Origin of the sequence: Streptomyces sp. TSRI0107, assembly GCF_001905845.1 — a bacterium.
Lineage (GTDB): Bacteria > Actinomycetota > Actinomycetes > Streptomycetales > Streptomycetaceae > Streptomyces.
In genome coordinates, this window is the sequence record NZ_LIVZ01000005.1 from 411,079 (window position 1) to 433,250 (window position 22,172).

The following is a 22,172-nucleotide window of genomic DNA, read 5'->3' on the forward strand; positions in this document are numbered from 1 at the left end:
CTCAACTAGCGCTCCTGCGGGTGAGTGGGGCTCGGGTAACTGCCCGTCTGGCCCGAACCGGCCTGACGGCCCTGTGCGATACCCCGACGGAGATTGGTCAGCCGGCCGCGCACGTCCTGGGGAGCACGCGAGACCTGCGGACCGCTCTGGTGCGGTTGCTGCTGAGCCGTGCCCGGGACGAGGTTCGCCCGGGGCACCCGGCGCGGCAGGCCGGAGGTGGTGATCCCGCCGGCGGCGGGCTGGCGGACGCGCTCGGCCTGCTTCACGAGGTCGTCGTTCGGCGAGCTGCGCCAGGCCGCCGTGGCGGCGCGCTGAGGCCCGGTCGGGGCCTGCGACTGCTGCTGGGGGGCACGGTCGGGCCGCTGCTGCGGAGCCTGCCGGCCCTGCGGAGCCTGGCCCTGCGGCGCCTGGGACTGCGGCGCCTGGGACTGCGGCGCCTGGGACTGCGGCGCCTGCTGGCCCTGCTGGGCCTGCTGGCCGTGGAACCAGTTGGTCTCCAGCGTGTCGTACAGCGGCGTACGCCCGTCACCGGGGCCGGCAGCCGGGGGCAGCGCCTCCGGTTCCGGACGTCCGGGCCGGGCCTGCGGACGCTGCCGGCCGCCGAGGTCGCCCTGCGGCTGGTCGAAGCGGGCCTGGGCGTCCTGCCGGCCGCCGGGCAGCGCGTGCCGGCCGGTGGCCGAGACGTCCTGCGCGGCCACCGGGAACTGGCCGGTGGAGCCGTTGTCGTAACCCTGCTGCTGCGGTGCCTGGAACTGGCCCGTCGAGCCGTTGTCGTAACCCTGGGCGCCGTAGCCCTGCGGGGCGGCGAACTGGCCGGTGGAGCCGTTGTCGTAGCCCTGCTGCCGCGGTGCCTGGAACTGGCCCGTGTTCGACGGGTCGCCCGCACCGGCGGACGTGCCGTAGACGTCCGGGCGGACGAACTGGCCGGTCTGCTGCGGGGCGTTCGCGCCCTGGTGGCCGAAGTCGGCCGGGGACTGCGGGTTCTGACGCTCGTCGAGCCGCGGCACCACCGGCATCTCCGCCGTGGAGCCGGGCCCCTGGCGGTCGTCGATCCGCGGCATCCGGGACGTCTGCGCGACGTCCGGCTCCTCGTGACCGCGCGGAGTGTCCAGCGAGGCACGCGGCACCGGCGGCTGGGCGCTCTCGTCGCTCCAGCTCGGCACGCGGGGCTGCGGGTTGCCGCCCGGCAGCTCGGCCCGCGGGCCGCCGCGCGGCGGCAGCTGCGGCTGCTGCGGCTGCTTGCCGCGCCGGCCGCGCTCGCCGCCCTTGTTCCGGTTCGCGTCGCCGCGGGGCGGCACGGGGCCACGGGCGTCCTGGCCCTGCGGCGCACCGCCCGGACCGGCGGCCTGAAGACCCTGCGGGGCACCCGCGCCGGCCGGAGCCGGACGGCCCTGCTGCGGCGCCGGAGCCTGCGGCCCGCGCGGACCGCCGGGACCACCGGCACCGCCGTTGTTGGCGCCACCGGCACCGGGGGCTCCCGGACGGCCGCCCGCGTCCCGGCCCGGCAGCGCGGCGCGCGGACCCGGACCGGCCCCGAGCAGCCCGCCACCGGCGCCACCGGCACCCAGCGCGTTGCCGCCGTTCTGGCGCCGCGCGGCGGCGGCACCGGCCGCGGCCTGCGCGGCGGCCGGACCACCGGAGACACCGGCGCCGCCCTGACCCTGCTTCGGCTGCGGCTTCTTGCCGCCCTGGGCGACGTCGACGGGCAGCATGACCAGCGCGGTCGTACCGCCGGAGTCCGACGGGCGCAGCTGGATGCGGATGCCGTGCCGCTGGGACAGCCGGCCGACCACGAACAGACCCATGCGGCGGGAGACCGACACGTCCACGGTGGGCGGCGAGGCCAGGCGCTCGTTGATCTGCGCCAGGTCCTCCGGGGACAGACCGATACCGGTGTCGTGGATCTCGATCAGCACCCGGCCGTCGGGCAGGGCGTGACCGGTGACCTTGACCTTGGTCTGCGGCGAGGAGAACGAGGTGGCGTTCTCCAGCAGCTCGGCGAGCAGGTGCACGAGGTCGTTGACGACCCGGCCGGCGACCTGCGTGGTCGGCACGGCGGCCAGCTCGATGCGCTCGTACTGCTCCACCTCGGACGCGGCGGCACGCAGCACGTCGACCAGCGGAACCGGGCGGGTCCAGCGCCGGCCGGGCTCCTCACCCGCGAGGACGAGGAGGTTCTCACCGTTACGGCGCATACGCGTGGCGAGGTGGTCCAGCTTGAACAGGGAGGCCAGCTGGTCCGGGTCGGCCTCGCGGGACTCCAGTTCGGAGATCAGCGACAGCTGGCGCTGGATCAGACCCTGGGAGCGGCGCGAGAGGTTGGTGAACATCGCGTTGACGTTGCCCCGCAGCAGGGCCTGCTCGGCGGCGAGGCGGACCGCCTCGCGGTGCACGTCGTCGAAGGCCGCGGCCACTCGGCCGATCTCGTCGCGGGAGTGCACACCGACCGACTCCACGGATGTGTCGACGTCCTGCGGGTCGGACTCGGACAGCTGCTTGACCAGCTCGGGCAGGCGCTCGGCGGCGACCTTGGTCGCGGTGTCCTCCAGGCGGCGCAGCGAGCGGATCATGGAGCGGGCCACGACGAAGGCGCCGACCAGCGACACGCCGAGCACGAGCAGGATCAGCGCACCGGAGATGATCGCTTCCTGCTCCGACTCGCTGCGCAGCTCGCGGGCCTTCTGCTCCATCTCCTCGAGCAGCGTGCGCTCGATCTTCTTCATCTGCTCGATCTTGGTCGAGCTGTCGTCCACCCAGTCCTGGTACGAGCGCTTGTCCAGGCCGTCCAGACCCTCGGGCCGGCCGAACGCGCGGGACGCGTACAGGTCGGTGGCCTCGATGGTGGCGTTGTTCTCCTCGATCGGCTTCAGCAGCTCCGCGGCGTTCTCGTCGCCGTAGATGCTCCGGAAGCTGTTGATGTCCGACCGCTGGCTCTGCAGCGCCGACTCGCCGTAGAGGCGGTCGTTCGCGGAGAGGTTGCCGTACGTCGTGTTGCTCGCGGGCAGGGCGGCGGCGAGAACCGCGCGCTGGACGGAGGCGTACTCCTTGGCGGAGGAGAAGGCCGCCAGGGCACGCGTGCGCTGGATCATGTCCGGGTTGCTGGTCGCCTCGGCCATGTCCTGCGAGAGGTCGAGCAGGTGCTCGATCAGGCGGTGGTAGGCCTCGACGGTCTGCATGTTGTTGTTCTTGGCCTCGTAGGCCGAGCTGCGGACCTTGTTCAGCGTCATCAGGTCGCGCGCCAGACCGACGACGCTGTCGCGGACGCCCTGGAGGTTGCCGTCCCGGCTGGTGCTGTCGAGCTCCTCGGCCGAGTCGAGGAAGTTCTTCAGGGCCCGGTCGGTCTTGTCCCGGTAGCCCTTGACGGTGATGGCGCTCGACTTCGAACCGTGCGCCAGCGGACCCGCGGACTTGTCCCGCTCCTCCTGGAGCGCGGCGGCCAGCTCGGTGGCCTCCTTGGTCATGTCCGTCAGCAGCTTCATGTTGTCGAGCTGCTGCATGTCCTCCATGGACTGGCTGATGCGCAGCGCACCCAGCGAGGTCGCCGCCACCACGGGGAGGGTGAGCAGCGCGACCAGACGGGTGGAGATCCGCCAGTTCCGCAGGGCTATTCGCGGGCCGGGACCGGTCGGGCCCTGCGGGGGCTTCACGGCCGGAGCGGGGCTCGCCGGGCCCGAGGGCGCGGACGTGCCGGGGCGCCCGGGGCGCGTGCCGGCCTCACCGGACGGGCTCTGGCCCTGGGCGTGCTGGGGCGAGGAGCTGCCGGCCATGGGGCCAGTCCCGCCGTGCGGCTCCGGCTCCGCCGAAGCGCTGCCATCCCTCTTGAAACGTCCCTGCACTAGCGTCGCAACCTCTGGACCAGGCGCCCCTCCGCGAACGGAAGGACGGTGTCGGCGTCGTCGGGGACGCCCTGAATACGTCCCCGGGTGGTCGTGAGTGACCGGCGCTGGCCTCCCCCTTCTCGCCGCCACTCGGCGCGTGTCGCGCCCTGGTGCGCCGGCTCGTTCCTGCGGCGGTCCGTGGAATTCCAGCACAGTGCCGGATCTCCAACAAGGTCCGTTGGTCAGGCTGTGACCTCCGTGACAGCTTGTGAGGGCCGGATTACGAGACGTAGAGCTGCGCCCGCCTTATAACGGACATTTGCCTACGAGTCGCCGAGGAGTGCCGGGTGTCCCAGTCGCCATGATCAGGAGCGGAATGGTCGCTTCAGGGGCCCAATGTCCGTTTCATGGGCATCAGTTGCAAGCCTGAATTGACCGGTTTGCGCGTGGCTTCGTGAGCAAACTCACACGCCGATCCTGAACGCTTCCGCCCTTTGACGGGAATCCGCATGTTTAGCCTGACGCTTTACAAGAGTCACCGCGATGACAAGCTCTGACAAGCCCCGACAAGTCTGACGACGAGCAAGGACACCCGTGAAGACGACGATGTTCCACAAGATCGCCAACCCGCGGCGCACGACGCTGGCGCACCTGAAGGACGCCGACGACCTGCAGACCCCGGTGCAGCCGGAGCACCCCGTCGAGCTCCCGTCGCAGACGGCCAACCCCAAGCGTACGGTCCTGATGGAGGTCCCCGTGGGCGCCTCCGCCGCGGAGTGACACGCTCCGCACCCGGGTCGACAGGGCGCCTCGCGCACGATGCGCGAGGCGCCTCGCCTTTGCCGCGTTAGCCTGGAGCGTCAGACTCCCGCCGCTTAAGTCAAGGGGCAAAGCATCCCGTGCGCATCGCCAGGTTCTCCATCGACGGGAACGTCGCCTTCGGCGCGGTCGAGGGCGACAAGCCGGACGAGCTCGTCCTCGACATCATCAAGGGCATCCCGTTCGCGGACTTCGAGCTCTCCGGCACGAAGGTGCCGCTGAGCAAGGTCCGGCTGCTGCCGCCGGTGCTCCCCAACAAGGTCGTGGCCTTCGGCCGCAACTACGCGGAGCACGCGCGCGAGCTGGGCAACGAGGTCCCCGACGCCCCCTTCGCCTTCTTCAAGCCGTCCACCTCGGTCATCGGCCCGGGCGACGACATCCAGTACCCCTCCTTCTCCGAGGAACTGCACCACGAGGCCGAGCTGGCCGTCGTCATCGGCCGGATGTGCCGCGAGGTCCCGCGTGACCGCGTCAAGGACGTGATCTTCGGCTTCACCTGCGCCAACGACATCACCGCTCGGGACGTGCAGCGCCGCGAGAAGCAGTGGGCGCGGGCGAAGGGCTTCGACACGTCCTGCCCGCTCGGCCCCTGGGTGGAGACCGGCCTGGACCTCGGCCGGGCGTCCGACCTGACCGTCCAGCTCACGGTCAACGGCGAACAGCGCCAGCTCGGCCGCACCAGCGAGATGATCCACTCCATCGAGGACCTGATCGTCAACATCTCCGAGGCCATGACGCTGCTCCCCGGCGATGTGATCCTCACCGGCACCCCCGCAGGGGTCGGACCCCTGAACGTCGGCGACGAGGTCGCCGTCACCATCGAAGGCATCGGCACTCTCACCAACAAGGTTGTCAAGCGTGGCTAGCGCATCCGGCTCCCCCGTACGCGTCCGTTTCTGTCCGTCGCCCACCGGTAACCCCCATGTGGGCCTGGTCCGCACCGCCCTGTTCAACTGGGCGTTCGCCCGGCACCACGGCGGCACCCTGGTCTTCCGCATCGAGGACACCGACGCGGCCCGCGACTCGGAGGAGTCGTACGACCAGCTGCTCGACTCGATGCGCTGGCTGGGCTTCGACTGGGACGAGGGCCCCGAGGTCGGCGGCCCGCACGCGCCCTACCGCCAGTCGCAGCGCATGGACCTCTACAAGGACGTCGCGGCCAAGCTGCTGGACGCCGGCCACGCCTACCGCTGCTACTGCTCCCAGGAGGAGCTGGACACCCGCCGCGAGGCCGCCCGCGCCGCCGGCAAGCCGTCCGGCTACGACGGCCACTGCCGCGAGCTGACCGCGGCGCAGGTCGAGGAGTACCAGGCCCAGGGCCGCGAGCCGATCGTCCGCTTCCGGATGCCGGACGAGACGATCACCTTCACCGACCTGGTCCGCGGCGAGCTGACCTTCACCCCGGAGAACGTCCCGGACTACGGCATCGTCCGCGCCAACGGCGCCCCGCTGTACACCCTCGTCAACCCGGTCGACGACGCCCTGATGGAGATCACCCACGTCCTGCGCGGCGAGGACCTGCTCTCCTCCACCCCCCGCCAGATCGCCCTCTACAAGGCGCTGATCGAGCTGGGCGTCGCCAAGGACATCCCGCAGTTCGGTCATCTGCCGTACGTCATGGGCGAGGGCAACAAGAAGCTCTCCAAGCGCGACCCGCAGTCCTCGCTCAACCTGTACCGCGAGCGCGGCTTCCTGCCCGAGGGCCTGCTCAACTACCTCTCGCTGCTCGGCTGGTCGCTCTCCGCCGACCAGGACATCTTCACGATGGACGAGATGGTCGCGGCCTTCGACATCGCGGACGTCAACCCCAACCCGGCCCGCTTCGACCTGAAGAAGTGCGAGTCCATCAACGGCGACCACATCCGCCTGCTGGACGTGAAGGACTTCACGGAGCGCTGCCGCCCCTGGCTGAAGGCCCCGTTCGCCCCCTGGGCGGCGGAGGACTTCGACGAGGCCCAGTGGCAGGCGATCGCCCCGCACGCCCAGACCCGTCTGAAGGTGCTCTCCGAGATCACCGACAACGTCGACTTCCTCTTCCTGCCCGAGCCGGTCTTCGACGAGCCGAGCTGGACGAAGGCGATGAAGGAGGGCAGCGACGCCCTGCTGCGCACCGCGCGGGAGAAGCTGGAGGCCGCCGACTGGACCTCCCCCGAGTCCCTGAAGGAGGCCGTCCTGGCCGCCGGCGAGGCCCACGGCCTCAAGCTCGGCAAGGCCCAGGCCCCGGTCCGGGTCGCCGTCACCGGCCGCACGGTCGGCCTGCCCCTGTTCGAGTCCCTCGAGGTCCTGGGCAAGGACAAGACCCTGACCCGCATCGACGCGGCCCTGGCCAAGCTGGCCGCGTAGGACGCACGCGCGCGTGAAGGGGCGGTACCCGGACTCCACGGGTACCGCCCCTTCCGCGTCCCCCGGACACGGGGGCCGTCCCGCGCTACCGTCGGATCATGAGCATCCGTGCCGTGGTCTGGGACGTGGACGACACCCTCTTCGACTATTCGACCGCGGACCGCGAGGGCATCCGCGCCCATCTGGCGGCCGAGGGCCTTCTGGAGCGGTACGCCGGCCCCGAGCGGGCCCTCGCGCTCTGGAAAGAGGTCACCGAGCGTCACTGGGACCGATTCGCGGCGGGGGAGACCACCTACGAGGGCCAGCGCCGGGACCGGGTGCGGACGTTCCTGGCCCGGGACCTCACCGACCCGGAGGCCGACGCCTGGTTCGAGCGTTATCTCGCTCACTACGAGGCCGCCTGGGCCCTGTTCCCGGACGTCCTGCCGGTGCTGGACGCGCTCGCCGCCAGCCACCGTCACGCGGTGCTCTCCAACTCCAGCCTCGTGGTGCAGGACCGCAAGCTGCGCGCCCTCGGCGTGCACCACCGCTTCGAGACCATCCTGTGCGCCGCGGAGCTCGGCGTCTCCAAGCCCGAGGCCCGGGCGTTCCTGGCCGCCTGCGAGGCCCTGTCGCTGCCTCCGGACCAGGTGGCGTACGTCGACGACCACCCGGAGATCGACGGCCGGGGCGCCGCGGAGGCCGGGCTGCTGTCGGTCTGGATCGACCGCGTGGGCGGCGCCGCGACGGTGGCCGCGGGGTCCGGCCGGCACCGGATCGCGTCCCTCTCCGAACTCCCGGCGCTGCTCGGCGCGGATACCCGTTTTGGAGCCCCGTCCACCTTCGGGTAATGTTCTTTCTGCGCCGCCGGGGAGCGGGCCGAAAGGCCGGGAACCGGAGGAGCGAACTAGAACAAGATCCCCGCACGGGGCTTGCGTTCCAGTGGCCTATGGTGTAATTGGCAGCACGACTGATTCTGGTTCAGTTAGTCTTGGTTCGAGTCCAGGTAGGCCAGCTCGCGGAGCTTCATCCGCAACCGTGGATCTGATCCACAAAGCCCCCGTTGTGTAGCGGCCTAGCACGCTGCCCTCTCAAGGCAGTAGCGCCGGTTCGAATCCGGTCGGGGGTACGGTGATCTCTCACGAGATGATCGCTAGGGCCCCCGTTGTGTAGCGGCCTAGCACGCCGCCCTCTCAAGGCGGTAGCGCCGGTTCGAATCCGGTCGGGGGTACTGACTGGTCTAAACCACATTGGTCTATGGTGTAATTGGCAGCACGACTGATTCTGGTTCAGTTAGTCTTGGTTCGAGTCCAGGTAGACCAGCTCGGACCTGCGGAAACGCAGAGTCCACGCCCCCGTTGTGTAGCGGCCTAGCACGCCGCCCTCTCAAGGCGGTAGCGCCGGTTCGAATCCGGTCGGGGGTACATCAGAGGAAGGCCCTCCGCTTCGGCGGAGGGCCTTCGTCGTGCCCGGCGCCGGCTACTCGAACCCGTACCGCCGCGTCGTCTCCTCCTCCTGTGCCAGCCGGTGCAGCGCCTGCAGCACGGGCTCGTTGAGGATCGCCCCCAGCACCGCGAACTCGACCCGCTCCGCCTCCGACGGGTACGTCTCCATGTTGTCCACGTCGAGGACGGCCGTCCGGTGCATCAACTCGGCGTACGGCGCGAGTTGTCCGGCCCCCCAGTCGTAGCCGAGCCTGCGGAACGCGGCCACCCCCACCACCAGCGAGCGGTACGCGCGGGAGAAGCCCGCGAGCCGCTTGGCGTTCTCCCAGCCGAGCCGGTCCATGAGCGCGGCGACCTCCTCGTACGCGGCCCGGACGTACTCGTCGTCCTCGTCCGGCTCCGGGCCCTGCGGCAGCTCCAACAAGGCCGCGCCCAGCCGGATCGAACGGCCCAGGGACTCGTCGTCGACGTGCCGGAGCACTTCACGGGCGTTGGCCACCGGGACCTTGCCGACCTGGATCAGCGCCCGCACCAGCCGCAGCCGGCGCAGGTGTGTCTCGTCGTAGTCCGCCGTGGTGGCGTTGAGCTGGCGGCCGGGCGGCAACAGGCCCTCACGCAGGTAGTACTTGATCGTCGCGGTGGAGACACCGCTGCGGTTGCTCAGTTCGGCGAGCCGCATGTCTTGCGCCTTTCATTGGGTAGCGGCACTATCCAAGCATGGCGGACACGGAGAAGAAGACGGGCCGCGCGATGCGGCTCACGACCGCGGATGCTCGGGGGGACGTGATCGTCCTGCTGATCGGGATGCGCATCAACAGGTTCTGGGCGGTGCACCAGTGGTTGCCTGTGATGCTGTCGATGCTCCGGATGCTGGCGGAGCTGAAGAAGAGTCCGGGACGCGGGCTGCTGTCGAGGGTGCTGCTGACGGCCTCGCCCCGGACGTACTACCTCGTGCAGTACTGGGAGTCGAAGGAGAAGCTCTACGCGTACGCGAGCGCGCCGGACGGGTTCCACCACGAGATGTGGGGCCGGGTGAACCGCATGGACCGTGAGGGGAAGCTCCGGGGGCACGTCGGGATCTGGCACGAGGCGTACGTCGTGCCGGAGGGGCGTTACGAGGCGATCTACGGGGACATGCCGGCGTTCGGCCTCGCCTCCGCCCACGGGCAGGTGCCGCTGGAGCGGCGCGGGCGGTACGCCAAGGACCGGTTCGCTCACCGGTCGGACGGCGGAACGGCCGCCTGAGGGCCGTGGGGACATCCCGTGCCGTAGGGGAGGAGCTGCCGCGGCGTTGAGGCCGCTCTTTCCCTACGGCGTTCGTGTCCGAGGTCAGCCCGAGCGGCGCAGGGCCTCGGAGAGGCGGGCGGCGGCGTCGATGACCGCCTGGGCGTGCATACGGCCGGGGTGGCGGGTCAGGCGCTCGATGGGGCCGGAGACGGACACGGCGGCCACCACGCGGTTCGACGGGCCGCGCACGGGCGCGGAGACGGACGCGACACCCGGCTCGCGCTCGCCGATCGACTGGGCCCAGCCGCGGCGCCTGACGCCCGACAGGGCCGTCGCCGTGAAGCGGGCGCCCTGCAGACCGCGGTGCAGGCGCTCCGGCTCCTCCCAGGCCATGAGGATCTGCGCCGAGGAACCCGCCTTCATCGTGAGCGTCGAGCCGACCGGGACGGTGTCCCGCAGGCCGGACAGGCGCTCCGCCGCGGCGACGCAGATGCGCATGTCGCCCTGGCGGCGGTAGAGCTGCGCGCTCTCGCCCGTGACGTCACGGAGGTGGGTGAGCACCGGGCCGGCCGTGGCGAGGAGACGGTCCTCACCGGCCGCCGCGGCCAGTTCTGCCAGGCGGGGGCCGAGAATGAAACGGCCCTGCATGTCACGCGCCACCATGCGGTGGTGTTCCAGAGCCACGGCCAGGCGGTGAGCCGTGGGTCGTGCCAGTCCGGTGGCCGCGACCAGACCCGCGAGGGTGGCCGGACCGGACTCCAGAGCGCTCAGGACGAGGGCCGCCTTGTCCAGAACGCCGACGCCGCTACTGTTGTCCATGCAACGATACTTGCGTCTCACTCTGTGAAACGCAAGTTCAATTTTCCGTGGAACACGCCACCCTGGAATCACGAAGGCACAGCGGCCCGCACGAATGACGGGCCTGGCGGCGGACGCCCGGAACCAGGGGCGCGGGCGCCGCCTCACGATCTCTAGTTGGGTCGGCGCACCTTTGCCGGCCGGAGGGAAAGCGATGGGTAGGACACTCGCGGAGAAGGTCTGGGACGACCACGTCGTCCGGCGCGCCGAGGGCGAGCCCGACCTCCTCTTCATCGATCTGCACCTGCTGCACGAGGTGACCAGCCCGCAGGCCTTCGACGGCCTCCGCAAGAGCGGGCGGAAGGTGCGCCGGCTCGACCTCACCATCGCGACCGAGGATCACAACACCCCGACCCTCGACATCGACAAGCCCATCGCCGACCCGGTCTCCCGGGTCCAGCTGGAGACGCTGCGCAAGAACGCCGCCGAGTTCGGTGTGCGCCTGCACCCGCTGGGCGACGTCGAGCAGGGCGTCGTGCACGTCGTCGGCCCGCAGCTGGGTCTGACCCAGCCCGGCATGACCGTCGTCTGCGGCGACTCCCACACCTCCACGCACGGTGCCTTCGGCGCGCTGGCGTTCGGCATCGGCACCTCCCAGGTGGAGCACGTGCTGGCCACCCAGACGCTGCCCATGGCCCGCCCGAAGACCATGGCGATCACCGTGGACGGCGAGCTGCCGGAGGGCGTCACCGCCAAGGACCTGATCCTGGCGATCATCGCCAGGATCGGCACCGGCGGCGGCCAGGGCTACGTCCTGGAGTACCGGGGTTCCGCCATCGAGAAGCTCTCGATGGAGGCCCGGATGACCATCTGCAACATGTCGATCGAGGCCGGCGCCCGCGCGGGCATGATCGCCCCCGACGAGACCACCTTCGAGTACATCAAGGGCCGCGTCCACGCCCCCGAGGGCGCCGACTGGGACGCCGCCGTCGAGTACTGGAAGACGCTGAGGACCGACGACGACGCCGAGTTCGACGCCGAGGTCGTCATCGACGCCGCCGCGCTGTCGCCGTTCGTCACCTGGGGCACCAACCCCGGCCAGGGCGCGCCGCTTTCGGCGTCCGTCCCCGACCCGGCTTCGTACGAAGACGCTTCGGAGCGCCTCGCCGCCGAAAAGGCCCTGGAGTACATGGGGTTGGAGGCCGGGCAGCCGCTGCGCTCCATCAAGGTGGACACCGTCTTCGTAGGCTCCTGCACCAACGGCCGCATCGAGGACCTGCGCAACGCCGCCGACATCCTGCGCGGCCGCAAAATCGCCGACGGGGTACGGATGCTGGTCGTCCCGGGCTCCGCGCGGGTGGGTCTGCAGGCCGTCTCCGAGGGCCTGGACGTGGTCTTCAAGGAGGCCGGCGCCGAGTGGCGGCACGCGGGCTGCTCGATGTGCCTCGGCATGAACCCGGACCAGCTGGCCCCGGGCGAGCGCTCCGCGTCCACCTCCAACCGCAACTTCGAGGGCAGGCAGGGCAAGGGCGGCCGTACGCATCTGGTGTCGCCGCAGGTCGCGGCCGCGACCGCCGTCCTGGGGCACCTGGCCTCGCCCGCCGACCTGTCCGACGCCCCCGTGCCCGCTGGAGTCTGATCAGTCATGGAAGCTTTCACCACGCACACCGGCCGGGCCGTCCCGCTGCGCCGCAGCAACGTCGACACCGACCAGATCATCCCCGCCCACTGGCTCAAGAAGGTGACCCGGGACGGGTTCGAGGACGGGCTGTTCGAGGCCTGGCGCAAGGACCCGGAGTTCGTGCTCAACCGGCCCGAGCGGCAGGGCGCCACGGTGCTGGTCGCCGGACCCGACTTCGGCACCGGCTCCTCCCGTGAGCACGCCGTCTGGGCGCTGCAGAACTACGGCTTCAAGACGGTCATCTCGTCCCGCTTCGCCGACATCTTCCGCGGCAACTCGCTCAAGAACGGCCTGCTCACGGTGGTGCTGGAGCAGAAGATCGTGGACGCGCTGTGGGAGCTCACGGAGGCGGACCCCGAGGTGGAGATCACCGTCGACCTGGTCGCGCGCGAGGTGCGCGCCGAGGGCATCACCGCCGCCTTCGAGCTGGACGAGAACTCCCGCTGGCGGCTGCTGAACGGGCTGGACGACATCTCCATCACCCTCCAGAACGAGGAGGACATCGCGGCGTACGAGGCGAAGCGCCCCGCGTACAAGCCGCGGACGCTGGAGGTCTGACCTCAGGAGCCCCACAGGCCCCACATGGAGGTCGAGTTTCGGCCACCCCAACACCCCGGCTGTACCCCCGATCGGCCCGATCGGGGGTACAGCCGTTTTTGTGCCCGCGGCGCCCCGCGCGGCCTCGGGGGGCTCCCCAACTCCCCACGTTAGAGCGTTGATTGGCGGGGTACGCGTGCGTTGGCGGCGCGGCTGCGGTGGCCGTCCAAAGGGCCGTTTGAGGCGGCAGTTGCCCCCCGGGCAGGCGACAACTCGCCCCAGATGGCACAATCTGTGCATGGAACACGACGGCCAACTCGAGCTCTATACGGCAGTCGCGGACCGACTCAAGGAAGCGCACGCAAAGGTGCGCGCACTGCAAGTCCCGGAGGGCGTACGGATGGCGCTGACCCGGAAGCTGCTGGTCATCACGGCCGCGGCCAAGCACGATCTCGCCGAAGCGACAAGGCGTCTGGACCGGTTCATGGCCGACCTCGACGAGGGGCGATTCCCCGAAGGGGATGGCTGAAACAAGTCCGGGACAGTCGAGTCGGATGCGGCACAAGGGTGATTAGCCCGTTTCGTGTTTGATTTGCGGTATATATCTGCCTAACGTGCGAAAAAGCTTGAACACTTTCGTTCTGGCGATGTCTCCGAAGGGGAAGACGTGAACAAGGCGCAGCTCGTAGAAGCGATTGCCGACAAGATGGGCGGCCGCCAGCAGGCCGCCGATGCCGTCGACCACGTACTGGACGCCATCGTCCGCGCGGTCGTCGCCGGTGAGCGGGTCTCCGTCACCGGCTTCGGTTCGTTCGAGAAGGTCGACCGGCCGGCGCGTTACGCCCGTAACCCTCAGACGGGCGAGCGGGTTCGGGTCAAGAAGACCTCTGTGCCGCGCTTCCGTGCAGGTCAGGGCTTCAAGGACCTGGTCAGCGGCTCGAAGAAGCTGCCGCGTGGCGGCGAGGTCTCCGTGAAGAAGGCCCCCAAGGGCAGCCTGACCGGCGGCGCTTCGGCGACGGTCAAGAAGGCCGCCGCGAAGAAGACCACCGCGAAGAAGGCGGCGCCGACGGCGAAGAAGGCCGCCGCGAAGAAGACGACGGCCGCCGCGAAGAAGACCACGGCCGCCGCCGCGAAGAAGACCACGGCGAAGAAGGCCCCCGCCAAGAAGACCACGACGGCGGCCAAGACCACCGCCGCGAAGAAGACCGCCACCGCCAAGGCGACGACGGCGAAGAAGGCCCCGGCGAAGAAGGCGACGGCCAAGAAGGCCCCCGCCAAGAAGTCGTCCGCGCGCAAGACCACGACCGCCAAGAAGGCCACCGCCCGCAAGAAGTAAGGGCAGCCACAGGGGCACTCACGCGCCGGGCCGGACTCCCCAGGGAGCCCGGCCCGCGGCGTTTCCGGACGCCGAACGGGCCGGTCGGGCAGTCCGCGCCCAGGTCAGAAGGTCTGCAGCGTCACCAGGGTGATCCGGCGGCCCTCGCCCTCGCCCTCGGTCTCGATCCGCACCCGCTGGCCCGGCCGCAGCAGCCTGAGCCCGCCCGCGTCGAACGCGGCGGCGTCGAAGGGGACCGGAGTGCCGTCGTCGAGCAGCACCTGCCCGCTGCGCGTCCCGGCGTCGTACGTGTATGCGGTCGCGTGCATGACGGCAGCCTACTGCCCGGGGATCAGCAGGCGCTCGGCCACCGCCGCCGTACGGGGGCCCACGCCCAGCGCGAGCGCCGCGCGCAGATCGTCGCCGGTGTCCACGTCCTGGCGTACCGAGTCCACCCCGGTGAGGGCCAGCTCCACCGCGCCCGACGCGCGGTGACGGGCCCGGGAATCAAGGCCGAAGGCCGGCTGTAATTCCCGTCCCGGACTCGCGGCCAGCAAGGTCGTACCGATTTCCGCGGCATCCGGGAGAAAAGCACGCGGGAATTCCGCGGCGGCGGCCAGTACCCGGTCCAATTCCGCCGGGCGCAGCGCCGGGAGATCCGCGTTGAGGGCCGCCACGGCGCTTTCGGGGCGCGCGGCACGCACGGCCGCCACCGCGTGCTCCAGTGCGGCGTTGAGACCGCCGCCCGGCTCGTCGGGGACGATTCGGGCGCCCAGCGCGCCCAGCTCCTTGCCCGCCACGCCGTCGTCCGTGACTACTGCCACATCCCGCACCCCCGGGCAGGCCAGGGCCGCGGCCACCGTGTCCTGCGCGAAGGCCAGCGCGAGACCCGGCCGGAGCCCGTCGTCCGCTGTGTCCGCCAGCCTGCTCTTCGCCCGCGCCAAAGGCTTCACGGGGATCACCAAGGTCCAGTGCACGAGCGTTCGACCCCTCTCTTGTCGCGGACATTGTCCCCCGCGCCATCCGGCGGCCCCGTCCTCGGGGCGTACGGTGTTCTCGACAGACCGACGGTCTGGGGCGACACTTGTGCGGCCCCCGGGCCTGGTGGCAGCCCTAGAGGAAGGTGTCCGCGTGCCCCGCCGCAGAATCGGCTTCTGGTACCGCTTCGCCGCGGTGATCTGCAAACCGCCGCTGGTGGTTCTGCTCAAGCGGGACTGGCGTGGAATGGAGAACATTCCGGCCGAGGGCGGGTTTATCACCGTGGTGAACCACAATTCGCACGTCGACCCCTTCGCGTACGCGCACTTTCAGTACAACACCGGACGGGTGCCGCGATTCCTGGCGAAGAGCGGCCTTTTCAAGAAGGGATTCGTCGGTGCCGCGATGCGCGGCACCGGACAGATCCCCGTCTACCGCGAGAGCACCGACGCGCTCAGCGCCTTCCGGGCCGCGATCGACGCCGTGGAGCGCGGCGAGTGCGTCGCCTTCTACCCCGAGGGCACCCTCACCCGCGACCCGGCCGGCTGGCCCATGACCGGCAAGACCGGCGCAGCCCGCGTCGCCCTGCGCACCAAGTGCCCGGTGATCCCGGTCGCCCAGTGGGGCTGCAACGAACTGCTGCCGCCGTACGCCAAGAAGCCGCACCTCTTCCCGCGCAAGACCAGCCGGGTGCTGGCGGGCCCGCCCGTCGACCTGTCGCGCTTCTACGACAAGGAGATGACCGCGGACGTCCTCAAGGAGGCGACCGAGGTCATCATGGCCGCGATCACCCGCCACCTGGAGGAGATCCGCGGCGAGAAGGCTCCCGCGACCCCCTACGACCCGAAGCGCGAACGCATCGAACAGCGGCGGCGCACCCGGGCGCAGGCCGAGGGGAAGCAGCCGGAAGGGCAGGGCAAGTGAGCAAGCCGGTCAAGGCGGCGGTGTTCAGCGCCGGTTCGTGGGGCACGGCCTTCGGCGTGGTGCTCGCCGACGCGGGCTGTGACGTCGTGCTGTGGGCGCGCCGCCCGGAGGTCGCCGAGGCGATCAACTCCACCCGGACCAACCCCGACTACTTCCCCGGCGTCGAGCTGCCGCAGAACCTGCGGGCCACCACGGACCCCGCCGAGGCCGCCGCCGGCGCCGACTTCACGGTCCTGTCGGTGCCGTCCCAGACGCTGCGCGCCAACCTCGCCGAGTGGACGCCGCTGCTCGCGCCCGGCACCGTCCTCGTGTCCCTGATGAAGGGCATCGAACTCGGCACCGCGATGCGGATGAGCGAGGTCATCGACGACGTCGCCAAGGTCGGCCAGGACCGCATCGCCGTGGTCACCGGGCCCAACCTGGCCCGCGAGATCGTCGCCCGGATGCCGGCCGCGTCCGTCGTCGCCTGCACCGACGAGGCCGTCGCCCAGCGGCTGCAGACCGCCTGCCACACGCCGTACTTCCGCCCGTACACCAACACCGACGTCGCCGGCTGCGAACTCGGCGGCGCGGTCAAGAACGTCATCGGGCTCGCCGTCGGCATCGCGGACGGCATGGGCCTCGGCGACAACGCCAAGGGCTCGCTGATCACGCGCGGGCTCGCCGAGACCACCCGGCTGGGCCTCGCCATGGGCGCCGACCCGCTGACCTTCTCCGGCCTCGCCGGACTCGGCGACCTGGTCGCCACCTGCTCCTCGCCGCTGTCCCGGAACCACACCTTCGGCACCAACCTCGGCAAGGGCATGACGCTGCAGGAGACCATCGCGGTCACCAAGCAGACCGCCGAGGGCGTCAAGTCCTGCCAGTCGGTGCTGGATCTGGCCCGCCGGCACGGCGTCGACATGCCGATCACCGAGACGGTCGTCGGCATCGTGCACGAGGGCAAGCCTCCGGTGGTCGCCCTCAAGGAGCTGATGTCGCGCAGCGCGAAGCCCGAACGACGCTGAGCGAACCCCCGGGGTGGACGCTGTCTCCGGGCACTACCAACGGGTACTCTCATCGCGATATGAGCACCGAGAACCTCCCCCAGAGCCCCGAGCAGCAGCCGACGCGCAAGCCGCGGGTGGCCGTCGTGTGCGGCGGGCGCAGCTCCGAACACGGGATCTCCGTGGTCACGGCCGGCGCCGTCCTCAAGGCCATCGACCGGACCAAGTACGAGGTCCTGCCGATCGGCATCACCCGCGACGGCCGCTGGGCGCTCACCGCCGACGAACCCGAGCGGATGGCGATCACCGACCGCCGTACGCCGACCGTCGAGGACCTCGCCGAGTCCGGCGAGGGCGGTGTGGTGCTCCCGGTCGACCCCGGCAACCGCGAAGTCGTCTACACCGAGCCGGGTTCCGTGCCCAAGGCGCTGGGCGAGGTCGACGTGGTCTTCCCGGTGCTGCACGGTCCGTACGGCGAGGACGGCACCCTCCAGGGCCTCCTGGAGCTGTCCGGGGTGCCGTACGTGGGCTCAGGTGTGCTCTCCTCGGCCGTCGGCCAGGACAAGGAGTACATGAAGCGGGTCTTCGAGTCGTTCGGGCTCAAGGTGGGCCCGTACCTCGTGATCCGGCCGCGCGAGTGGGAGGCGGACGAGGCGGGCGCCCGGCGGCGGATCGCCGACTTCGCGGGCGAGCACGGCTGGCCGCTGTTCGTGAAGCCCGCCCGGGCCGGCTCCTCCATCGGCATCACCAAGGTCGACGACTTCTCCGGCCTGGACGACGCCCTCGCCGAGGCCCGCCGCCACGACCCCAAGATCCTGATCGAGGCCGCGCTGCGCGGCCGCGAGATCGAGTGCGGCGTCCTGGAGTTCGAGGACGGCCCGCGCGCCTCCGTGCCGGCCGAGATCCCGCCGCCGGACGCGCACGCGTACTACGACTTCGAGGCCAAGTACATCGACTCCACGCCCGGCATCGTCCCCGCCCCGCTGACCGAGGAGGAGACCGCCGAGGTCCAGCGGCTCGCGGTGGAGGCGTTCGAGGCCGCCAGCTGCGAGGGCCTGGTCCGCGCGGACTTCTTCCTCACCGAGGACGGCGAGTTCGTGATCAACGAGATCAACACGATGCCCGGCTTCACGCCGATCTCCATGTACCCGCAGATGTGGCAGGCGAGCGGCATCGCCTACCCGGAGCTGGTGGACCGCCTGATCCAGGCGGCCCTGCGCAGGTCGACCGGCCTCCGCTGAGACGCCGCGCGGTGCCTAGTCGGCGATCCCCTTCGGAATCGCCGACTTGATCGCGGGTGCCAGCTCGATCAGCACCGCCGAGCTGTCCACGTCCCCGGGCACCGCCACCTCGACGTACGCCTTCCGGTTCGCCGTGGTGAACCGGAACCCGTCGTCCGCCTTCTCCTGCAGCCAGTCGACCCCGTTCACCCCGCCGGGAACCGCGTCGGGGTCGTGTCCTTCCGCGACCTTCGGGTCGATCATCTTCGGCGGTCTGGGTACCCCGCAGCGCAGTATGATCTCCGGGTTTCCCCACCCCGCGGTCAGTGTGGACCGGGGCTCAGGGTCCTCGCGGCTCAGACCGGCCACCTTCCCCGGCAGCGCTTCGTCCAGCTTCCGGCACAGCTCGGTCACCGTCGCGTCCGGACTGGGAACCGTCACCGACGCGCTGTCGTCTGCTGAGGAGCAGCCCGCGGTGGTGATCAGCAGGGCGAGCGCGGGCAGGCCGATGAGCCGGTGACGGAAAGAGTTCACCGGCACAGCGTAGACGGGGGCTACAGATGGACGACCGGGCAGGTCAGAGTGCGGGTGATGCCGTCCACCTGCTGGACCTTGGCGACCACCATGCGACCCAGGTCGTCGACGGTGTCGGCCTGCGCGCGGACGATGACGTCGTACGGACCCGTCACGTCCTCAGCCTGGATCACCCCAGGGATCTTGCCGATCGTCTCGGCGACGGTCGACGCCTTGCCGACCTCAGTCTGGATCAGGATGTACGCCTGTACCACGGAACCTCCAGGGCGGCCACGAGGATCATGTGGGGAAAAGGAACGCCACGGTATCGCGTCGCCGCTCGTCGCGGGGAGACCTGCGGGAACCGGGACCTGCGCGCCGGGGTGGCGGCACTACGGAGGTTGACGGTCAGGGGGACCGCGCCGACGGTCACTTCGACCGTATCGAGGACACTGATGACGCGCGACCGGGCATGCACGAGGACAGAAGGGGCGTAAGGGCAATGAAGGGCACTGTTGGTGAGCTCGGGGAGTTCGGGCTCATCAGGGAGCTCACCTCCCGTCTCACCACCACCCCGGCGGTGCGGGTCGGCCCCGGCGACGACGCCGCGGTGGTCGCCGCACCCGACCGCAGGGTCGTGGCCAGCACCGACATCCTCGTCGAGGGGCGGCACTTCCGCCGCGACTGGTCCACGGCGTACGACGTCGGCCGCAAGGCCGCCGCGCAGAACCTCGCGGACATCGCCGCCATGGGCGCCGTGCCGACCGCGCTGCTGCTGGGCCTGGTCGTACCCGCCGAGCTGCCGGTGACCTGGCCGAGCGAGCTGATGGACGGACTGCGCGACGAGTGCCAGGTCGCGGGCGCGGCCGTCGTCGGCGGGGACGTCGTACGCGGCGACACCATCACCGTGTCGATCACCGCGCTCGGCGACCTGCGCAACCAGGAGCCGGTGACCCGGGCCGGCGCCCAGCCCGGCGACCTGGTCGCGGTGACCGGCTGGCTCGGCTGGTCCGCCGCCGGGTACGCGGTGCTCTCCCGCGGCTTCCGCTCGCCGCGGGCCTTCGTCGAGGCGCACCGGCGCCCGGAACCGCCGTACCACGCGGGCCCCGCCGCCGCCGGGCTCGGCGCGACGGCGATGTGCGACGTCAGCGACGGGCTGATCGCCGACCTCGGGCACATCGCGGAGGCCAGCAAGGTCCGTATCGACATCCGGTCCGGGGCGATCGACATCCCCTCCCAGATGAACGACATCGGGCAGGCGGTCGGCGTGGATCCCCTCCAGTGGGTGCTGACCGGGGGAGAGGACCACGCGATCGTGGCGACCTTCCCGCCGGACGTGAAGCTGCCCGCCCGCTGGAAGGTGATCGGCGAGGTCCTGAACCCGTCCGCGCTGCCGCAGGTCACGGTGGACGGGGCGCCCTGGACCAGCAAGGGCGGCTGGGACCACTTCGGGGACATCGAGTCGTGAGCGCGCCGCCCCGGGTCCTGACCGTGGCCGGCTCCGACTCCGGTGGCGGCGCCGGCGTCCAGGCCGACCTGAAGACGATGCTCGCGCTCGGCGTGCACGGCATGAGCGTGATCACCGCGGTCACCGCGCAGAACTCCCTCGGCGTGCAGGGCGCTTGGGAGCTGCCGGTGGAGGCGGTGCGGGCCCAGTACCGCAGTGTCGTCGACGACATCGGCGTGCAGGCGGTCAAGACCGGCATGCTCGCCTCGGCGGAACTCGTCGAGACGGTCGCCGAATTGATCTCCGGGACGGACGCCCCGGCCGTCGTCGACCCCGTCGGCGTCTCCAAGCACGGGGACGCGCTGCTCGCGGCCTCCGCGCTGGACTCCGTACGGACCAGGCTGCTGCCGGTCGCGACCGTCGCCACCCCGAACCTCGACGAGGTCGCCCAACTGACCGGCGTCCGGGTCGAGTCCGAGGAGCACATGCGGCGGGCCGCGGCGGCCGTCCTCGGTTACGGGCCCCGCTGGGTGGTGATCAAGGGCGGCCATCTGTCCGGGGAGGCCGTCGACTTGCTCACCGACGGCTCCGAGGAGCACTGGCTGCGCGCGCCCCGGCACGACAACCGCCACACCCACGGCACCGGCTGCACCCTGGCCTCCGCGATCGCCTCCCACCTCGCGAAGGGCCTGTCCGTGCCGGAGGCGGTGACGGCGGCCAAGGAGTACGTCACCGGGGCGATCGCGGCCGGGTTCGCCCTCGGCGGCGGCATCGGGCCGGTCGACCACGGCTGGGCGCTCGGGACGCGCGGTCAGGCGGAGGCCGGGTAGTCCCGCCGGGTTCCGGCGGGGGCAGGATCGTCCGGCAGGGTCCTGGCGGGGGCCGGATAGTCCGGCAGGGTCCTGGCGGGGGCCGGATAGTCCGGCAGGTCGATGGCCGTGGCCGCCCGCTCCGTCAGCCGCTTGAGGAGACCCGCGAGCGGGCGGGAGGCGAGCAGGCGGTACACGCGGTCCCGGGAGCGGATGCGGCGCTCGGTCGGCGGGGCGAAGAACGGGCCCGCGTTGCCGGCGATCTTCTGGCAGCCCCTGGCGAAGTCCCGGACCAGGGCCTCGTACCCGGCGAAGGCGACGCGGTGGTCCCCACCCGCGCGGGCCAGCTCGCCGGCCAGCACGTACGCCGCGACGATCGCGACGCCGGTGCCCATGCCGCCCATGGTGGCGCCGTACCCGGCGTCCCCGACCAGCGCCACCCGCCCCCGCGTGAGACGGTCGACGTGGATCTGGGCGATCGCGTCGAAGTACAGCTCGTCGGTCTCCTCCAGGGCCCGCAGGACGCTCGGCGCCTCCCAGCCCATCCCCGCGAACCGCTCGGCGAGGATCCGCTTCTGCCCGGCGACGTCCCGGCGGTCGTACGTCAGCGGCTCGGACCGGAAGACCAGCAGGGCTCCCGCGCGGTCCGGGTCGCCGTCCGGGTTGGCGATGCTCACCGCGCGGCCGGGCTCGCTGTGGAGGACGCCCGTGCGGTTCAGGCCGAGGTGGTTGGGGACCGGGAAGCCGGCCACGTAGTGGTCGAGGAAGCGCAGGTACCGGGACTCGTCGCCGAAGACGAGACGGCGGGTGTTCGAGTGCAGTCCGTCGGCGCCGACGACCAGGTCGAAGCGGCGGGGAGCGCCCTTGTCGAAGACGACGTGCACGCCGTCGCCGTCGTCGGTGAGGGCGGCGATCGAGTCGCCGAACACGTACTCGACGCAGTCCTGGGTGCGCTCGTACATGATCTTCGCCAGCTCGCCGCGGGAGATCTCCACATCGCCGCTCATCAGCTCGGCCGGCAAGTCCACGCGCACCCGCCCGTCGGCGTCGACGACGGTCTGCCGGCCCATGTGGGTCTGCCGCGCGTGGATCTCCTCCCAGATGCCCATGGCGGTCAGCACCTCGCGGTGCACCCGGCCCCGGAAGTCGACCGCGAAGCCGCCCTCCCGCAACGCCGGGGCCTTCTCGACGACCGTGACCCGGGCGCCGTACCGGGCGAGGTTCAGGGCGAGGGCGGGGCCGGCGACGCTCGCGCCGGAGATCAGGACGGTGAGGTGACCGAGGTCGTGTGTCTTCGTCATGGGCGGCAGCCTCCGGGCAGGCGCTGACCGTT

The 22,172-nt window shown here is 71.1% G+C and carries 22 protein-coding genes and 5 tRNA genes; 19 read left to right on the forward strand and 8 right to left on the reverse strand.

Annotated elements, in window-relative coordinates:
* Window positions 1–5: 5 nt before the first annotated feature.
* Complete coding sequence (locus tag AMK31_RS15600; RefSeq protein WP_073941119.1) at window positions 6–3,836, reverse strand: sensor histidine kinase; 3,831 nt, start codon at window positions 3,834–3,836, stop codon at window positions 6–8.
* A gap of 576 nt (window positions 3,837–4,412) precedes the next feature.
* On the opposite strand from AMK31_RS15600, the gene AMK31_RS15605 reads away from it, so the two are divergent.
* The 9 genes from AMK31_RS15605 (at window position 4,413) to AMK31_RS15645 (ending at window position 8,383) form a co-directional block, all read left to right on the forward strand.
* Window positions 4,413–4,598 carry a hypothetical protein gene (locus tag AMK31_RS15605; protein ID WP_073941120.1) on the forward strand — a complete coding sequence of 62 codons (186 nt, stop codon included), beginning with the start codon at window positions 4,413–4,415 and terminating at the stop codon, window positions 4,596–4,598.
* A gap of 119 nt (window positions 4,599–4,717) precedes the next feature.
* Window positions 4,718–5,503 carry a fumarylacetoacetate hydrolase family protein gene (locus AMK31_RS15610; RefSeq protein ID WP_073941121.1) on the forward strand — a complete coding sequence of 262 codons (786 nt, stop codon included), beginning with the start codon at window positions 4,718–4,720 and terminating at the stop codon, window positions 5,501–5,503.
* Window positions 5,496–6,980, forward strand: a complete 1,485-nt coding sequence (gene gltX / locus AMK31_RS15615; protein WP_073941122.1) for a glutamate--tRNA ligase — start codon at window positions 5,496–5,498, stop codon at window positions 6,978–6,980. Before AMK31_RS15610 ends, gltX begins: the two co-directional genes overlap by 8 nt.
* Before the next feature lie 98 nt (window positions 6,981–7,078).
* Window positions 7,079–7,810, forward strand: a complete 732-nt coding sequence (locus tag AMK31_RS15620; RefSeq protein ID WP_073941123.1) for an HAD family hydrolase — start codon at window positions 7,079–7,081, stop codon at window positions 7,808–7,810.
* Between the two features lie 92 nt (window positions 7,811–7,902).
* A tRNA-Gln gene (locus tag AMK31_RS15625) sits at window positions 7,903–7,974 on the forward strand.
* Window positions 7,975–8,015: 41 nt separating this feature from the next.
* A tRNA-Glu gene (locus AMK31_RS15630) sits at window positions 8,016–8,088 on the forward strand.
* A gap of 29 nt (window positions 8,089–8,117) precedes the next feature.
* Window positions 8,118–8,190: transfer RNA gene (locus AMK31_RS15635), tRNA-Glu, on the forward strand.
* A gap of 20 nt (window positions 8,191–8,210) precedes the next feature.
* Window positions 8,211–8,282, forward strand: a tRNA-Gln gene (locus tag AMK31_RS15640).
* A 28-nt stretch (window positions 8,283–8,310) separates the two neighbouring features.
* Window positions 8,311–8,383 (forward strand) — tRNA-Glu (locus tag AMK31_RS15645).
* A 55-nt stretch (window positions 8,384–8,438) separates the two neighbouring features.
* Here the strand turns inward: AMK31_RS15645 and AMK31_RS15650 are convergent.
* Window positions 8,439–9,083: a MerR family transcriptional regulator gene (locus AMK31_RS15650; RefSeq protein WP_073941124.1), complete on the reverse strand. Its 645-nt coding sequence runs from the start codon at window positions 9,081–9,083 to the stop codon at window positions 8,439–8,441.
* Window positions 9,084–9,154: 71 nt separating this feature from the next.
* Between AMK31_RS15650 and AMK31_RS15655 the strand changes: the two genes are divergently transcribed.
* Window positions 9,155–9,649: a DUF4188 domain-containing protein gene (locus tag AMK31_RS15655; protein WP_073941289.1), complete on the forward strand. Its 495-nt coding sequence runs from the start codon at window positions 9,155–9,157 to the stop codon at window positions 9,647–9,649.
* Window positions 9,650–9,733: 84 nt separating this feature from the next.
* Here AMK31_RS15655 and ndgR read toward each other — a convergent pair whose 3' ends face one another.
* Complete coding sequence (gene ndgR, locus AMK31_RS15660; RefSeq protein WP_026278050.1) at window positions 9,734–10,450, reverse strand: IclR family transcriptional regulator NdgR; 717 nt, start codon at window positions 10,448–10,450, stop codon at window positions 9,734–9,736.
* 193 nt (window positions 10,451–10,643) lie between these two features.
* Between ndgR and leuC the strand changes: the two genes are divergently transcribed.
* The 4 genes from leuC (at window position 10,644) to AMK31_RS15680 (ending at window position 13,983) form a co-directional block, all read left to right on the forward strand.
* Window positions 10,644–12,068: a 3-isopropylmalate dehydratase large subunit gene (gene leuC, locus AMK31_RS15665; protein WP_073941125.1), complete on the forward strand. Its 1,425-nt coding sequence runs from the start codon at window positions 10,644–10,646 to the stop codon at window positions 12,066–12,068.
* Window positions 12,069–12,074: 6 nt separating this feature from the next.
* Entirely contained in the window at window positions 12,075–12,668 is a 594-nt protein-coding gene (gene leuD, locus AMK31_RS15670; RefSeq protein WP_073941126.1) for a 3-isopropylmalate dehydratase small subunit, read from the forward strand.
* A gap of 277 nt (window positions 12,669–12,945) precedes the next feature.
* Window positions 12,946–13,176 carry a hypothetical protein gene (locus AMK31_RS15675; RefSeq protein ID WP_073941127.1) on the forward strand — a complete coding sequence of 77 codons (231 nt, stop codon included), beginning with the start codon at window positions 12,946–12,948 and terminating at the stop codon, window positions 13,174–13,176.
* 138 nt (window positions 13,177–13,314) lie between these two features.
* A complete protein-coding gene (locus AMK31_RS15680; protein ID WP_073941128.1) occupies window positions 13,315–13,983 on the forward strand; it encodes an HU family DNA-binding protein in 669 nt (222 codons plus the stop codon).
* A 104-nt stretch (window positions 13,984–14,087) separates the two neighbouring features.
* On the opposite strand, the gene AMK31_RS15685 is transcribed toward AMK31_RS15680, so the two are convergent.
* Window positions 14,088–14,291: a hypothetical protein gene (locus AMK31_RS15685; RefSeq protein WP_073941129.1), complete on the reverse strand. Its 204-nt coding sequence runs from the start codon at window positions 14,289–14,291 to the stop codon at window positions 14,088–14,090.
* 9 nt (window positions 14,292–14,300) lie between these two features.
* Complete coding sequence (gene cofC / locus AMK31_RS15690) at window positions 14,301–14,939, reverse strand: 2-phospho-L-lactate guanylyltransferase (protein WP_073941130.1); 639 nt, start codon at window positions 14,937–14,939, stop codon at window positions 14,301–14,303.
* Window positions 14,940–15,093: 154 nt separating this feature from the next.
* Between cofC and AMK31_RS15695 the strand changes: the two genes are divergently transcribed.
* The 3 genes from AMK31_RS15695 to AMK31_RS15705 are packed head-to-tail and all read left to right on the forward strand — an operon-like array spanning window position 15,094 to window position 18,091.
* Entirely contained in the window at window positions 15,094–15,864 is a 771-nt protein-coding gene (locus tag AMK31_RS15695; protein ID WP_073941131.1) for a lysophospholipid acyltransferase family protein, read from the forward strand.
* Window positions 15,861–16,871: an NAD(P)H-dependent glycerol-3-phosphate dehydrogenase gene (locus tag AMK31_RS15700; RefSeq protein WP_073941132.1), complete on the forward strand. Its 1,011-nt coding sequence runs from the start codon at window positions 15,861–15,863 to the stop codon at window positions 16,869–16,871. Before AMK31_RS15695 ends, AMK31_RS15700 begins: the two co-directional genes overlap by 4 nt.
* 59 nt (window positions 16,872–16,930) lie before the next feature.
* Entirely contained in the window at window positions 16,931–18,091 is a 1,161-nt protein-coding gene (locus tag AMK31_RS15705; RefSeq protein WP_073941133.1) for a D-alanine--D-alanine ligase family protein, read from the forward strand.
* A 15-nt stretch (window positions 18,092–18,106) separates the two neighbouring features.
* Here AMK31_RS15705 and AMK31_RS15710 read toward each other — a convergent pair whose 3' ends face one another.
* Together AMK31_RS15710 and AMK31_RS15715 are read right to left on the reverse strand one after the other, a co-directional pair.
* A complete protein-coding gene (locus tag AMK31_RS15710; protein ID WP_073941290.1) occupies window positions 18,107–18,604 on the reverse strand; it encodes a DUF3515 domain-containing protein in 498 nt (165 codons plus the stop codon).
* 20 nt (window positions 18,605–18,624) lie between these two features.
* Window positions 18,625–18,858: an Lrp/AsnC family transcriptional regulator gene (locus AMK31_RS15715; RefSeq protein ID WP_029384521.1), complete on the reverse strand. Its 234-nt coding sequence runs from the start codon at window positions 18,856–18,858 to the stop codon at window positions 18,625–18,627.
* Between the two features lie 227 nt (window positions 18,859–19,085).
* On the opposite strand from AMK31_RS15715, the gene AMK31_RS15720 reads away from it, so the two are divergent.
* Both AMK31_RS15720 and thiD read left to right on the forward strand, forming a co-directional pair.
* Complete coding sequence (locus AMK31_RS15720; protein WP_073941134.1) at window positions 19,086–20,051, forward strand: thiamine-phosphate kinase; 966 nt, start codon at window positions 19,086–19,088, stop codon at window positions 20,049–20,051.
* Window positions 20,048–20,860, forward strand: coding sequence for a bifunctional hydroxymethylpyrimidine kinase/phosphomethylpyrimidine kinase (gene thiD / locus AMK31_RS15725; RefSeq protein ID WP_107468618.1), 813 nt, complete (start codon window positions 20,048–20,050; stop codon window positions 20,858–20,860). The genes AMK31_RS15720 and thiD overlap by 4 nt, the downstream gene beginning before the upstream one ends.
* Here thiD and AMK31_RS15730 read toward each other — a convergent pair.
* Window positions 20,842–22,140: an FAD-dependent monooxygenase gene (locus tag AMK31_RS15730; RefSeq protein WP_079186840.1), complete on the reverse strand. Its 1,299-nt coding sequence runs from the start codon at window positions 22,138–22,140 to the stop codon at window positions 20,842–20,844. The two genes, thiD and AMK31_RS15730, sit on opposite strands and share 19 nt — an antisense overlap.
* Between the last annotated feature and the right edge of the window lie 32 nt (window positions 22,141–22,172).

Coding starts and splice junctions, on each gene's coding strand:
- AMK31_RS15685 (WP_073941129.1), bottom strand. CDS start 14,291: ATGCACGCGACCGCATACACGTACGACGCCGGGACGCGCAGCGGGCAG.
- AMK31_RS15720 (WP_073941134.1), top strand. CDS start 19,086: ATGAAGGGCACTGTTGGTGAGCTCGGGGAGTTCGGGCTCATCAGGGAG.
- leuC (WP_073941125.1), top strand. CDS start 10,644: ATGGGTAGGACACTCGCGGAGAAGGTCTGGGACGACCACGTCGTCCGG.
- AMK31_RS15675 (WP_073941127.1), top strand. CDS start 12,946: ATGGAACACGACGGCCAACTCGAGCTCTATACGGCAGTCGCGGACCGA.
- ndgR (WP_026278050.1), bottom strand. CDS start 10,450: ATGGACAACAGTAGCGGCGTCGGCGTTCTGGACAAGGCGGCCCTCGTC.
- AMK31_RS15655 (WP_073941289.1), top strand. CDS start 9,155: ATGCGGCTCACGACCGCGGATGCTCGGGGGGACGTGATCGTCCTGCTG.
- AMK31_RS15730 (WP_079186840.1), bottom strand. CDS start 22,140: ATGACGAAGACACACGACCTCGGTCACCTCACCGTCCTGATCTCCGGC.
- AMK31_RS15620 (WP_073941123.1), top strand. CDS start 7,079: ATGAGCATCCGTGCCGTGGTCTGGGACGTGGACGACACCCTCTTCGAC.
- AMK31_RS15705 (WP_073941133.1), top strand. CDS start 16,931: ATGAGCACCGAGAACCTCCCCCAGAGCCCCGAGCAGCAGCCGACGCGC.
- AMK31_RS15650 (WP_073941124.1), bottom strand. CDS start 9,083: ATGCGGCTCGCCGAACTGAGCAACCGCAGCGGTGTCTCCACCGCGACG.
- leuD (WP_073941126.1), top strand. CDS start 12,075: ATGGAAGCTTTCACCACGCACACCGGCCGGGCCGTCCCGCTGCGCCGC.